Source organism: Beduinella massiliensis (assembly GCF_900199405.1).
In the GTDB taxonomy this organism is placed as follows: Bacteria; Bacillota; Clostridia; order Christensenellales; family Aristaeellaceae; genus Beduinella; species Beduinella massiliensis.
The window spans coordinates 1,485,845-1,497,709 of record NZ_LT963430.1 but is presented as its reverse complement, the minus strand read 5'-3'; the positions used below and the strand labels follow the sequence as shown (position 1 = coordinate 1,497,709).

Sequence of the window (11,865 nt, the reverse complement as noted above, 5' to 3'; positions counted from 1 at the left end):
GGAGGAAAAACCATGCTGCTTTCCGTCATCGTCCCTTTTTACGGCGTGGAGCGCTACATGAAATCGTGCCTCGAGGCGCTCGCTTCCCTGCCCGGGGACGGCGTAGAGATCCTGCTCGTGGACGACTGCGGCCCCGACCGCAGCCGCGCCATCGCGGACGAATTTGCCGCGCGCTATCCCTTCATGCGCGTGCTCGCGCGCAGCGAAAACGGCGGCCTTTCCGCCGCTCGCAACACGGGGCTGGACGCCGCAAGGGGCGACTTCGTCTTTTTTCTGGACAGCGACGACGTGCCGGTCGCACAAAACCTGCTGCCGCTCTGCGAGCGCATGCAAAGGGAACGGCTCGACGTGCTCAAGGCGCGCTTTGAGGCCTTCGACGACGAAACGGGCGCGGTCGTTCCCGGACCTACGCCGCCCGAAACGGATGTGCTCACGGGCGACGCGCTGTTCGCCGCCCAGTGCCGTGCAGACGTCTACGAGCCCATGGTGTGGCAGTGCCTCTACCGGCGCGCTTACCTGATAGAGCGAGGCCTGCGCATGGCCGACGGCCTGCTCTTCGAGGACGAGCTGTTCCAGACCCCCGCGCTGCTGCAATGCGCCCGCGCGGCGATGAGCGTTCTTACGCTGGTGCGCTATCGCCAGCGGCCCGGCAGCATCATGAAGTCCTTTACAAAGAGCGCCGCCTGGTGCGATTCGTACTTCACGATCTGCGAGCGGCTCGACGCGCTCGCGGAGGGTCTGCCCCCAAGCGACGGGCAGCGCATGCTTCGGCGGCGCATCGGCCAGATCGCGCTTTCCGTCGCAAAGAACATCCCGGCCTACGGCCTTACGGGCGAAGTAAAGGCTAAAGCGATCTCCTTTTTAAACCTGCACTACGCGACGCTTGGCGAATACGCGCTCAAGAGCGGCGACAAGCAGGTGCGCCGCCAGGGCATGCTGCTCCTGTTCAGCCGCCGTCTCTTCCTACGGCTCTACGCGCGCCTGAGCGGGCGCTAAGGCGCAAGCGATACGAATACATTCAGAAAGAAGGCCGCCCCGTGCTTCAAAACTTTCTCTTCAGCCTGAACGTCTCCCTGCCGATCTTTCTCCTGCTGGCCCTGGGCTGGGTCATCAAGCGCTCCAACATGCTGGACGACTCCTTCTTTTCCAGCGCGAGCACGCTCGTCTTCAACGTAGCGCTGCCCGCCAAGCTGTTTTACGACACGGCGACCAGCGATTTTTCCCAGTTCAGCCCGACGTTCATCCTCGTGTGCATGCTGGGCACTACGGCCTTCTTCCTGTTTTCATGGGCCATGGGCGCGCTTCTGCTCAAAAAACATCCCGAAAAGGTGGGGGCGTTCGCGCACGGCGCCTTCCGCGGCAACTACGTGTACATCGGTTTTGCCCTGATGCAAAACATCCTGGGCACCAGCGTCATCCCCCTCTCGGCGACGCTCGCCAGCGCGTTCGTGCTGCCGCTCTACAACGTGTACGCCGTCATCCTGCTGACTGTGACGGGCCGCACGGGGAAAAAAATCGACGTAAAGAACATCCTGCTGCAAATTGTGAAGAACCCCATGATTCTGGGCATCGTCTGCGGCTTCCCCTTCGCGCTGCTGCACGTGGAGCTCCCCTTTGCAATCACCAAGTCGCTGGCCTACATGGGCAACCTGTGCACGCCGCTCGCGCTTCTGGTCATCGGCGCGAGCATCCAGTTTTCCGAAATCGCGCACGACATCGGGCCCATCCTCGGCGCCTGCGCGAACAAGCTGGTGCTCCAGCCCGTGGTCATGGTCGCCATCGGCCTGCTGCTGGGGCTTTCCAATGAGCAGCTGCTCGTGCTCTTCATCCTGTTCGGCGTGCCCGCCGCGGCCAACGTGTACATCGTCACCCGCAAGATGGGCGGCGACGCGGAACTGGCCTCCGGCATCATCGTCGTCTCGGTGCTGCTCTCCCTGCTCACGATGACGGCGGGTATCTTCATCCTCCGCACGATGGGCATCGTGTGACGCCAAGGCAGCGAAACGCCCCGGCAAATTGCATGCCGGGGCGTTTCGTCTGCCCTTACAGTTCCTTTAAGTCGTGTACCATGATGTATTCCTGCTCGTTTTCAGAGACGACGCGAAATCCCACGCTCCTGTACATCCGCAGGGCGTAGTTGTCCTTTTGCACCGCGAGCGATGCGCGCGCGGTGCCTGACTCCTTGAGATGCGCGAGCATCGCGCGCATCAGCGCCGTGCCGATGCCCCTTCCCCGATAAGCGGGCAGCACGGAAATCGCAAATTCCGGCGTATCCCCGTCCACACTGCCATAGCCCTCGATATTCCGAACCCAGACCGCGCCCATCACCGCGTCGCCTTCCTGTGCCACGAGGCAGTAATCATCCTTTTCCCCGCCAAAATCTTCGATGTATACGCGCAGCGCGGGTTCCAGCACGACCTCGCGCGGCAGGCGCGGCTCTCCCGCCCGCTGAAAGATCGCCTCGTACAGGAAGCTTTCCAGCAGCGGTGTTTCATCCGGACGCATCCGACGAATTTGATACTCCATATACACTCCCGGCAAAGCCCGTTCTTCGCAAGAAAACCGCTTTTACATCCTATGCGCTTTTACATCTCTTCTCGTAAGAACGCATAAAAGTCCAGCTCCGCCCGCTTGTCCGCATCCGATATGCCGCCCACCGTAGCGGCATAGAAGACGAACTCCTCCTCGCCGTCCAGCGAAAGCATCTCGTCCACAAAGGGCGTCTCCACCGCAGCGATCGCGCACGCGCCCAGTCCAAGCGCGGTCGCCGCGATGTACAGGTTCTGCGTGATGTGCCCCGCGTCGATCAGCGCTACGCGATGGGCGTGGATGCCGTAGCGCCACTCCGCGCGGTAGGCCACCATGCTGTAGTAGAAGACCACGGCGGCCTTCGCGCCCCAGCGCTGGCCGCAGAGAGACTGTGTCAGCGTCTCTTCCTCCTCCCCGGGGATGGGGCCCAGATACTCCACCGCGTGCTCCAGCGGCAGGTAATGATAAAGCCCCGGCGCAAGGCCGTCCACGAGGCGCACAGCCATGTAACACTCGAATTCGTGGCGCGCGCCGCCGCAGGCCACCGTGCGCAGCGTCGCGTAACGGTTGCCGCGAATGCCCTTCACGCCCTGCTGCGCCCACAGCAGGAAGGACAGCTGCAGCAGCGTCAGCTCTTCCCCCGTATAGACGCGGTGACTCGTGCGCTCAGCAATGACACGGAGCAGGTCGTCCTCGTGCTCCAGATCCCCAAACGTGCGCGGAAGCGCCGTCTTTTTCCCGCCCATCGCCGCCTTGGCAAGCGGCGGCTGCGGCAGACGCTGTTGCTGGTCGGATACAAAATCATCGTCCGGCGGCATCTTCATGAAATTACGCCCTGTTTGAATCAGATCGCGAATTGTTGCTTCGTCCATACGCTCATCCTCCTATAACCTCCTGAATCATCGCGTCCAGCGCCTCACCGTCCACCAATTCGATGCCGTTGCGCTGCGCATAGTCAATCGCCGTGCGCGTAAAGCTGCTGGTCGTCACGAAGATCGCACCGTGCGCCTCGGCGTCGATCATCGCGCCTTGGAGCTTTTGAATCTTCTCCCGTCCCACGTGAAGGCCCGGGCTGTACAGCTTGACCTCCACCACGTAGAGCTTGCCGCCGCGCTTCATTTCGATGTCCCTTCCGCAGTCGCCTGTGCGCTGCGTCACATGCACGCGGTATCCCCTGCGGCGGTAGACCTCCGCGACGTAGCGCTCAAAGTCCGTAGGCCGCCTGCCGTACCGGCGCAGCAGCACGTTCACGTCGTCGCGCGCCGTGATGCGCTCGCGCCGGGGCCAGGTCAGGATCAGCGCACCCACGAGCAGCGCCGCGACGACGCAGGGGAGCAGCCAGTTAAACCGTAAGAACAGCGCCACGGATACCGCCGCGCTGACGATTGCGAGGAGTATGCGAATCATGACTTCTTTACTGCTTCCTTCAGCCGGCGCACGGCGCCCGCCGGCAAATGCAGCGCGCGCCGAAGCGCCCGCTCCGCCCTGCCCGGCGGCGCGAGCAACGCCTCGACCCGCGCGCGGCTGAACCCTTCTCTATCAAATAATTTAAAGAACTTGTCCCGCTTCGGGTGCGGCTTATAGGAACGAACCAGAGGCGGACAGAACGGCACGTTGCGCGCCGGGTCGGTCGCCCGACAGATCACTTCCTTCTCGAGCGCCGCAAAAGCCCGCTCGCCCTTCCCAGTATTCGTGAATACCAGCGAAAGTCCGCGATCGTCGTCCAGGTCGGGCACGATCACCTGGGCGCCCCACATGTCGCCCAAGGTGATGTCCCCCGGGCGGCGCTCGCCTACGTACGGACAGTCGTGACACGAACGGCGCAGGTACAGGTCGCTAAGGAATCCCCTCATGAAAATGTCCTCCGTCTGCCCGGCCGCGTACTCCGTCCCATCCGCGAATGCCGCGACGACCGAAAAGTCCTTCCAGCCTCTGCGCTTGTCCCGAAAGACGTAGCGCGTCACCTTCGCGCCGCGTTCCGCCTCAAGCATTTTGACGTAAGCGGCAAACACCGCAGGCGAGGGCGTCCCGTGACACACGATGTCCACCGTCAGCAGGTTCTCCCGGTCGCCATCTAGCACCGCATATAATCCGGCGATCTCGCAGGGCGTCCCCGAAAAAAGCACCGGCACGCCCGCGTCGAGCAGCCGCGCGGCCTGATGATAGGCGCCGTCCACGTCGCTTTGCACGTATTTGGAGCCGCGCAGGGCGCCGAGCGCCGTCTCGTCCATCACGCCGACGTGGCTGACGCGCAGCTCTTCGTCCATCGCCGCGCCGAATACCACACCGCCGCGGCGGAGCACTCCCCGTGCGAGCTGGGTAAAGATGCCGCCGCTGGAGCTCGCCTCGCGCACGGCCTCGTCGTCCGTGCGCGCCGCGTACGCGGGATGCGCGCCGCGTGCCTGCGCCCTCGTGGCGGGGCATCTGCGCTCGCAGAGCCCGCAGTCCACACACGCTTCCGGATCGATCGCCGGGTACAAAAAGCCCTCCGCGTTGGGCTGCATCGCGATCGCGCCGCGCGGGCAGAGGGCCGCGCACGCGCCGCAGCCGCAGCACCGCTCCATGTCCTTCAGCACAGTGCTTCTCATGCGCGCACCCTCCTCAGCAGCTTTTGCACCGTCTTTTTTTCCTCCGCGTTCATGCCGACGCAGTACATCAGCGGCACGTAGCACGCGCAGATGAGCAGAATCCGCACGAGCAGCGTACCCCAGCCGCCGATGGGCATGAGGAACGTCAGCGCGCCCACGCCGCCCAGCAGCGCCAGCGCAGGCAGGATACCGCGCAGCGTCTCCCTAAAAAAGCGCGGAATGTTCAGCCCGATCATCTTGTAGTAGTACCAGTTGATGATGCCCACGTTGCCGATCAAAAGCGAGAGCACCGTACCCGCAGCCGCGCCGACCGGCCCGTAAAGCTTCGCGAGCACGATGGAGACCGCGACGTTCAGCGCCGCCACACAGACCAGCACCACCGAGCGGAACGCGTGCCTGTTCATCGCCTGCACGATGGAAATGCCGGTGTTTTGAAACAGCGGTATCGTGAGCGCAAGGATCAGCATCGTCGCGATCGCGTAGGACTGGTCGACGTCCGCGCCCATGGAATCCCCCACCCAGCAGGCGAGAAACTGATGCCCCACGGAGACGAAGCCGACCACCAGTAGGCCGATGATCATCAGCTGAATGCGGCCGATGCGGATCATCATGTCGGTCAATTCCTCCATCGAAGCCCCACGCACCACCATCTGCGTCGCCTTGGGCAGGAACAGGCCTGAGAGCGAGCTTGAAAACTGCATGAAGTACTCGGCGATCATCGTGCCGATGGTGGTGACCGTCACCGTCGTGGTCGTATAGAGGATGCCGATGATCGTAGAATCCACCTTCCAGTACATCTGCTCCATCAGCATGTTGAGAAAGATGAACGCGGAATAAGTGGTGATTTCCCGGAGAAGGGGCTTGTCGAAGTCGAAGAAGCGGATGCGCACCCTGAGCTTTATCAGGGCATATCCGAACTGGATGAGCGTGAAGAGAAGATTGAGCGCCGTGTCCAGGATCACCATGTGCAGCACGTTGGCCCCCAGCGGCAGCATGACGACCAGAATGATCGCGCGCAGCACGACGCGCACGATGGAAAGCGTGCGCATCAGCACAAAGCGCTCAAAACCGGCCAGCACGCCTGGGAAGACGTTCATCACCAGCGAGAGCGTCATGTTGAACACGAGCAGCAGGAACATGGGCTTGGCGAGCGCCATGTTCTCCGGGGTGAAATTGGGGAAGATGCTGGGCAGGAACGCGTAGCACACGCCGCCGGCGAGCAGCACCACCGCGCCGATCGCCAGGTACAGCGACATCGCCATCCCCAGGAATCCCTCCATCTTGCGCTTTTTGCCCTCGGCGCGGTACTTTGCCACGTACCGGATGATGGCGTTGCCCAGGCCGAAGTCCATGACGCTGATGTAGGAGACAAAGTTGCCGATCACCTGATAGAGCCCCGCCTGATCGCGCCCCAGCACCGTCATGATATACGGGGTAAAAAAGAGGCTGATGACGATGTTGAGCGCGATAAGGACGTAGGAAAGCACCGCGCCCAACCGGTATTGCTTGTTTTCGTTCATTCGTTATCTCCCGCCGTGCGCTCTGCCGCCCGCTGCGGCGCCAAAGAGCGCGGATATCATATCTTCCTTGCAGGCAGTGTACGAAGGCAGGCGTCTTTGAAGGGCCCTTCGCTCCTCATCCGCCCGCTTTTCCAGTTCATCGTAAGCGCCGATCAGCTGCGCCGCGCTTTTCAGCTCCTGCACCGGCAAAAGGTGGCCCGTTTCCCCGCCGTACAGGTCGCGCGCGATGCCCCGCGCCTTGATCGAGTAGCCGATCGTCAGCGTCGGCACGGCGCTTGAATAGGCCGCGATGGTCGCGTGCGTGCGCGCGCCGATGAACAGCCGCATGCGCGCGATGTATCCCTTGATCTGGCAGGCGTTCAGCCCGTCCGGCAGCATGAAGACGCGTGGTTCCTGCGGGAAACTCTCCTTGAGCCTTGAAAGCGCCTGCCGGTCGTCGTCGTGCGCCCAGAGGACGTGCGGCACGAGGCAAACGGCGCTTTCCGTGGTGTCCAGTATTCGCCGCACCAACGCGCGGAAGGACTCAAAAACCGCGTCCGCGTCCTCAGCGCATTTCAAAATCAGCGGGCTCACGTTTACGCCCACCGTATCGCCCGCCTTCCAGGCCTGCGGCAGGGGCAGCTCCTCTTTTTGCAGGAAGAAAGCCGGGTCCACGCCCAGCACCGCGTCAAGGCCCGCGCCCCGCATCGCCTCGTAGGTGATGGTCTCGCGGCAGACGATCACGCTGTAGCCGCACAGATCGTCCAGCAGTTCCCCCCTTAGCAGCTCCGGCTCCACCGAGCAGCCCCACAGCGCCGTGGGCGTGCCCTGCGCCCGCAGCCGTTTGTTCACCGCGAGCAGCAGCTCCGGCCGTCCATAGCAATAGGTGTCGCCGCCGATGGAGACGCAAAGATCCGCCCGCTTTGCCGCGCGCAGGAAGGGCATGTTGTTGCGGGCGATCTGCTCCTCGCGCGGCGCGCCCATGCGCGAGCGCACCGCGTTGACCGCCCTGTCCCAGCTTATGGGCCTTACGCCGTGCGCGATGATGCGCTCGACGCAAGGTAAGCAGAGCGCGCGGTCGCTCTGCGCCTCCAGGGAGCACAGGGTAATCCGCGCCTGCGGCTCGCGCGCCTTCACAAGCGCCGACGTCGAGCGCACGATGGCCTCGCAGCCGTGATTGAGACAGCCGCCGTGATTGTAAAAGATGACGCGCTTTTCCATCACAGACGCTCCTTTTTCATCGTCTTTTGCATCATATGGCGCAGGACGTACCACGCGGGAAACACGTGCAGCCGGATTCGCCGGTAGGTTCGCCGGTTCTCGCCCTTCAGCCTGTCAGGGTCAATCCCCTGCAGCGCGAGATCCCGCACGCCGGAACCGAAGGCCAGCGCCGCGCTGCGCACGCCATGCTCCTTCTCGTGTGTCCACATCGCACTCATGACGAACGCCTGAAAGAAGCGCTCCTTGAGCCCCACGTCCAGCAGCGCCTTGCTGATCCCTGCCAGCATCGGCTGGTGCTGGCGGCAGTAATCCCTCGCCGCCTCGGACATGGCGGAGCGCTCGTGCACGCGGTAGGTATACAGCAGTTCCCCCACGTGGGCGATGCGCCTTGCGCGCGCGTACAGCCGGACGTTCAGCACCGCGTCCTCGCCGATGCGGATGCCCGGATCGAGTCTGCACCCGGCGTCCTCGAAGAGCGCGCGCCGGTACAGCTTGTTCCACAGGTTGTTGTAGATGGGGTGCATCGAGACGATTTTGCCCACCACCTCCTCCGGCGTTGCGGCCGCGGCGCCAAGCCGGACCTCGCGCTGCGAGCCGTCGTCCCAGAGCACGCGGTGATCGGCGGAGACGATGTCCGCATCCTGCTCCGCGGCCGCCTTAAGCAGCCGGGACAGCGCCCCCTTTTCCAGCATGTCGTCCGCATCCAGAAAGGCGATGTAGCGGCCGCGCGCCATGTCGATGGCGATGTTGCGCGCACGGGAGACGCCGCCGTTTTCCAGGTGCAGTACGCGGGTGCGGCGGTCCTCCTCCGCGAACTCGTCGAGCATCGCGTCGCTCCCGTCCGTGGAACCGTCGTCCACGAAGATAAACTCCGCGCGCGAAAGCGCCTGCCCCTGCAGGCTGCTCAGACAGGCGGGCAAATAGCGGCCCGCGTTGAAACAGGGAATGATGACGCTTAAATCGTACATGCTGACTCCTTTTGCGCTCCTTTGCTCTACGGGATGAAAAACGTCAGCGCCGGCAAATAGCGCGCTGCGAAATAATAGATCTTTTCCTTGCCGGCAAGGCTGCCCGGCGAAACGCCCGCGCAGACGGCGCGCGATGCCTCGCGCCCGAACGACCGCGCGGCCTGTGCCCGGCCGCGGTCGCGGCGAAGCTGACGCAGATAGGCGTCCAGATGCGCGCGAAAGTGCTCCGTTTCCAGCCCATGGCGGGCCAGGAAACAGGCGATCCCCGCAAGCATGTCGGCCTGCGCGGCATAGTGGCTGCCCCGGATGGAACCCATCGCCCCGTCGCCGCGAAGCAGATAGGTATATACGCTGCGCGGAACGACGTTCCAGGCCCGGGCTGCGTAAAAGGCCTCCAAATTGAACAGCACGTCCTCGCCGATGCGCACGTCCGGCGGCGCCTTAACGTCCGCGTCCACCAGGAAGGAACGCCGGTACAGCCGCGCGCACATCGAGGGCAGCGCGCTGTCGCCGCGGAGCAGGCTGTCGATCGCCTCTTTTTTCCCGCCCGGCGCGGGGTCAAACCGCTGCATGCGGCCGTCCTCGTAGACCACCGTGTAGCTGCCCAGCACCATGTCCACGGCGTCGTCCGTCCTCGCCAGCAGGTCCGCCAGCGCATCCTCCTCCAGCTTGTCGTCGCAGTCCAGAAAGGAAACCCACTCCCCTTGCGCCGCCTCGACGCCCGCGTTTCGCGCGCGCGAAACGCCGCCGTTTTCCTGGTGCAGCGCGCGCACGCGAGCGTCCCGTCGCTCCCAGGCGCGCATCTGCGAAAGCGTCGCGTCGGTCGAGCCGTCGTCCACGAGCAGCAGCTCGAGCGCCGCTTCCTGCGATAGCGCGCTCTTCACCGCACGGTCCAACCGCGCGCCCGCCGCGTTGTAGCAGGGCACGACGACGCTGACGTCGATTTTACCGTCCATGCAGCCACCTCCATATCGCGAGGCTCTTCCTTCGTAAAACCTGGCAGGGAAAGATCAGCACATAGGCGGCCGGGTACGCGCCCGTCCGTACGAGGGTGTATACGCATTCCGTGCCCGCGCGGTCCCCGATCTTCATCGCTTCCAGATGAAGCAGCGGGCGAAGGTCGCTGTTGAACCGGCGCAGCACGCCCGCGAACCCGCTTTCCTTGTACAGCCTGAGCACCATGCTGTTTACGACCGGCACGAAATACTTTTCCAGCCTGCCGTTCTCTTCGAGCAAACGCTGCAGCGCCTCAAAGAAGGGCTTTTGCCGTTCAAATTCGCCCGCCTCTACGCTGCGCATGGCGGACTTCCCGTGCACGCGGTATAAATACGTCACCTCGTCCACGTATACGAACCCCGTCGCCGCCGCGAACGCCTGCAGGTTGAACAGCGCGTCCTCGCCGATGCGCACGCCCTCGTTCAGCCGAATGTTCGCGCGACGCAGCATCTCGCGCCTATGCAGCTTGTTGCACATGATGTTGTACACGCTGTCGCCCTCGATCAGGCGGCGCGCGACCGTCTCGCGGGCGCGGCAGGTGTCCAGTCCGCGAATGTCCGCCTCCGGGCGAAAGCGCATGCGCGCGCCGTCCTCGCTAAATTCCTCGTGCGCGCCTACGATTAGCTCGACGCCTGGCCTCGCCGCCGCCAGCAGCGTGTTAAAGGCCCCCTCGGGCAGCAGGTCGTCCGCATCCACAAAGGCGATCCACTCCCCCTCCGCGCGCTCGAGCGCGAAATTGCGCGCGTGCGATACGCCGCCGTTCTTTGAAAGGGCGTAAGCCCGAACGCGCGGGTCTTCTCTGAACTGGCCGATGACTTCGGGGGTTTCGTCCTGCGAACCGTCGTCCACGAGCAGAATTTCCAGCTCTGTGCGCTGGGCGAGGATGGATTCGACGCATGCGCGCAGATAGCGCGCGCTGTTGTAGCAGGGCACGATCACGCTAATCATGCCTTTTCCTCCCTGCGCGCGACGAGCGCCGCGGCCCCTTCCACGTCGCCTCGCAGCCAGCGCACCGCGAACAGCCGGGCGCGCACCTGCGTGCGCAGGCCCTTGCCCGTGTGCAGCGTGTACTGCAAAAGCGGCTCCACGCCCCGAAGGGCGCGCAACAACTGCACGATCTCCGGGTCATACAGCGCTTCCCGCATCGCACCGTGCACGTCCGTGAGGGAGGGATCCTGCGAAATCCCCTTGGTGATGAGCTTGTCGTAGCAGAGCACCGGCAGAACGTCTTTAAGCGTCCTTTCCAGGCCGCAAGCGCGGGCATAGGCGTTCAGGCGCGAGGAAAGCGCGATCAGCCTTTGCGCGAGCCTCGGCTTGGGACGGTCCATGATGCTGCCGGGCCGTTGGCGGTAGTAAAGATAAGGCTCCTTGAGCACGGCCAGACGCTCCGTATGGAAGAGCAGCATCGCGCTCATCAGCGTGTCCTCCGCGAACACCTCGTCGTTGGGCGCAAAGCGCAGGTGGTTTTCCTCGACCACGCTGCGCCGGTACAGCCGCGCCCAGGCCTCCTGTCCGTGCACGTAAGGCATCCAGTAGCGGTAAAAGTACGTTGGAAGACCCAGGCTCCTCAGGTCGACGACCTCATCCTTGAGGGGCAGGTAGGCGTCCTCCACGCGCTCCTCAAAGGCGCGGCGATAGTTGAAATGCACCTGTTCCGCCCCGCTCTCCCGGGCTGCCCGCAGCGTATCCTCGACGAGGTTGGGCGCGATCCAGTCATCCGCGTCCACGAAGAGCAGGTAATCCCCCGCCGCCTCGTCCATGCCCGCGTTCCGCGCGGAGGACAGCCCCCCGTTCTCCTTGCAGAGCACCCGAAAGCGCGGGTCCGCCTTCGCCCAACGCGCCATAATCGCGGGGCTTCCGTCCCGCGTTCCGTCGTTGACCATGATGACCTCAAAATCGCCGCAGGTCTGCGCCGCAATGGAGGAAAGACATGCCTCCAGATACGCTTCCACGCCGTACACCGGCACGATGACGCTCACGCTCGGCACGCGCGTCCCCCCTTCCCCCGCAGGCATGACGCCCCGTATAATCAGTTCATTATACCATATTTCAGGCCGCGCGGGT

12 protein-coding genes are annotated in these 11,865 nt (G+C 63.8%); 2 read left to right on the top strand and 10 right to left on the bottom strand.

Annotated features, from left to right (window positions below; translation table 11 throughout):
- The first annotated feature begins 12 nt into the window (after window positions 1–12).
- Both C1725_RS07400 and C1725_RS07395 read left to right on the top strand, forming a co-directional pair.
- Window positions 13–996: a glycosyltransferase gene (locus C1725_RS07400; RefSeq protein ID WP_102410998.1), complete on the top strand. Its 984-nt coding sequence runs from the start codon at window positions 13–15 to the stop codon at window positions 994–996.
- A 41-nt stretch (window positions 997–1,037) separates the two neighbouring features.
- Entirely contained in the window at window positions 1,038–1,988 is a 951-nt protein-coding gene (locus tag C1725_RS07395; RefSeq protein WP_102410997.1) for an AEC family transporter, read from the top strand.
- Between the two features lie 55 nt (window positions 1,989–2,043).
- On the opposite strand, the gene C1725_RS07390 is transcribed toward C1725_RS07395, so the two are convergent.
- Genes C1725_RS07390 through C1725_RS07345 form a run of 10 tightly spaced genes read right to left on the bottom strand, consistent with a single transcriptional unit; the run spans window position 2,044 to window position 11,789 of the window.
- The gene (locus C1725_RS07390) at window positions 2,044–2,526 is read right to left on the bottom strand and encodes a GNAT family N-acetyltransferase (RefSeq protein WP_102410996.1); all 483 of its coding nucleotides are present in this window, start codon (window positions 2,524–2,526) and stop codon (window positions 2,044–2,046) included.
- 59 nt (window positions 2,527–2,585) lie between these two features.
- Window positions 2,586–3,401 (bottom strand): SagB family peptide dehydrogenase, encoded by an 816-nt coding sequence (locus C1725_RS07385; protein WP_102410995.1) that lies wholly within the window; start codon window positions 3,399–3,401, stop codon window positions 2,586–2,588.
- Between the two features lie 4 nt (window positions 3,402–3,405).
- On the bottom strand, window positions 3,406–3,936 hold the full coding sequence (locus C1725_RS07380) for a restriction endonuclease (RefSeq protein WP_102410994.1): 531 nt from the start codon (window positions 3,934–3,936) through the stop codon (window positions 3,406–3,408).
- Window positions 3,933–5,117 (bottom strand): Coenzyme F420 hydrogenase/dehydrogenase, beta subunit C-terminal domain, encoded by a 1,185-nt coding sequence (locus C1725_RS07375; RefSeq protein ID WP_102410993.1) that lies wholly within the window; start codon window positions 5,115–5,117, stop codon window positions 3,933–3,935. Before C1725_RS07375 ends, C1725_RS07380 begins: the two co-directional genes overlap by 4 nt.
- Window positions 5,114–6,637 (bottom strand): oligosaccharide flippase family protein, encoded by a 1,524-nt coding sequence (locus C1725_RS07370; protein WP_102410992.1) that lies wholly within the window; start codon window positions 6,635–6,637, stop codon window positions 5,114–5,116. The genes C1725_RS07375 and C1725_RS07370 overlap by 4 nt, the downstream gene beginning before the upstream one ends.
- 3 nt (window positions 6,638–6,640) lie before the next feature.
- Window positions 6,641–7,837 carry a polysaccharide pyruvyl transferase family protein gene (locus C1725_RS07365; RefSeq protein ID WP_102410991.1) on the bottom strand — a complete coding sequence of 399 codons (1,197 nt, stop codon included), beginning with the start codon at window positions 7,835–7,837 and terminating at the stop codon, window positions 6,641–6,643.
- The gene (locus C1725_RS07360) at window positions 7,837–8,805 is read right to left on the bottom strand and encodes a glycosyltransferase (RefSeq protein ID WP_102410990.1); all 969 of its coding nucleotides are present in this window, start codon (window positions 8,803–8,805) and stop codon (window positions 7,837–7,839) included. The genes C1725_RS07365 and C1725_RS07360 overlap by 1 nt, the downstream gene beginning before the upstream one ends.
- A gap of 26 nt (window positions 8,806–8,831) precedes the next feature.
- Entirely contained in the window at window positions 8,832–9,761 is a 930-nt protein-coding gene (locus tag C1725_RS07355) for a glycosyltransferase (protein ID WP_102410989.1), read from the bottom strand.
- On the bottom strand, window positions 9,751–10,749 hold the full coding sequence (locus C1725_RS07350; protein ID WP_102410988.1) for a glycosyltransferase: 999 nt from the start codon (window positions 10,747–10,749) through the stop codon (window positions 9,751–9,753). Before C1725_RS07350 ends, C1725_RS07355 begins: the two co-directional genes overlap by 11 nt.
- Window positions 10,746–11,789 carry a glycosyltransferase family 2 protein gene (locus C1725_RS07345; protein ID WP_346026447.1) on the bottom strand — a complete coding sequence of 348 codons (1,044 nt, stop codon included), beginning with the start codon at window positions 11,787–11,789 and terminating at the stop codon, window positions 10,746–10,748. Before C1725_RS07345 ends, C1725_RS07350 begins: the two co-directional genes overlap by 4 nt.
- Window positions 11,790–11,865: the final 76 nt, after the last annotated feature.

Excerpts from the sequence above, each read along its gene's own strand:
- C1725_RS07400 (WP_102410998.1), top strand. The coding sequence starts at position 13 with ATGCTGCTTTCCGTCATCGTCCCTTTTTACGGCGTGGAGCGCTACATG.
- C1725_RS07390 (WP_102410996.1), bottom strand. The coding sequence starts at position 2,526 with ATGGAGTATCAAATTCGTCGGATGCGTCCGGATGAAACACCGCTGCTG.
- C1725_RS07385 (WP_102410995.1), bottom strand. The coding sequence starts at position 3,401 with ATGGACGAAGCAACAATTCGCGATCTGATTCAAACAGGGCGTAATTTC.
- C1725_RS07380 (WP_102410994.1), bottom strand. The coding sequence starts at position 3,936 with ATGATTCGCATACTCCTCGCAATCGTCAGCGCGGCGGTATCCGTGGCG.
- C1725_RS07375 (WP_102410993.1), bottom strand. The coding sequence starts at position 5,117 with ATGAGAAGCACTGTGCTGAAGGACATGGAGCGGTGCTGCGGCTGCGGC.
- C1725_RS07370 (WP_102410992.1), bottom strand. The coding sequence starts at position 6,637 with ATGAACGAAAACAAGCAATACCGGTTGGGCGCGGTGCTTTCCTACGTC.
- C1725_RS07365 (WP_102410991.1), bottom strand. The coding sequence starts at position 7,837 with ATGGAAAAGCGCGTCATCTTTTACAATCACGGCGGCTGTCTCAATCAC.
- C1725_RS07360 (WP_102410990.1), bottom strand. The coding sequence starts at position 8,805 with ATGTACGATTTAAGCGTCATCATTCCCTGTTTCAACGCGGGCCGCTAT.
- C1725_RS07355 (WP_102410989.1), bottom strand. The coding sequence starts at position 9,761 with ATGGACGGTAAAATCGACGTCAGCGTCGTCGTGCCCTGCTACAACGCG.
- C1725_RS07350 (WP_102410988.1), bottom strand. The coding sequence starts at position 10,749 with ATGATTAGCGTGATCGTGCCCTGCTACAACAGCGCGCGCTATCTGCGC.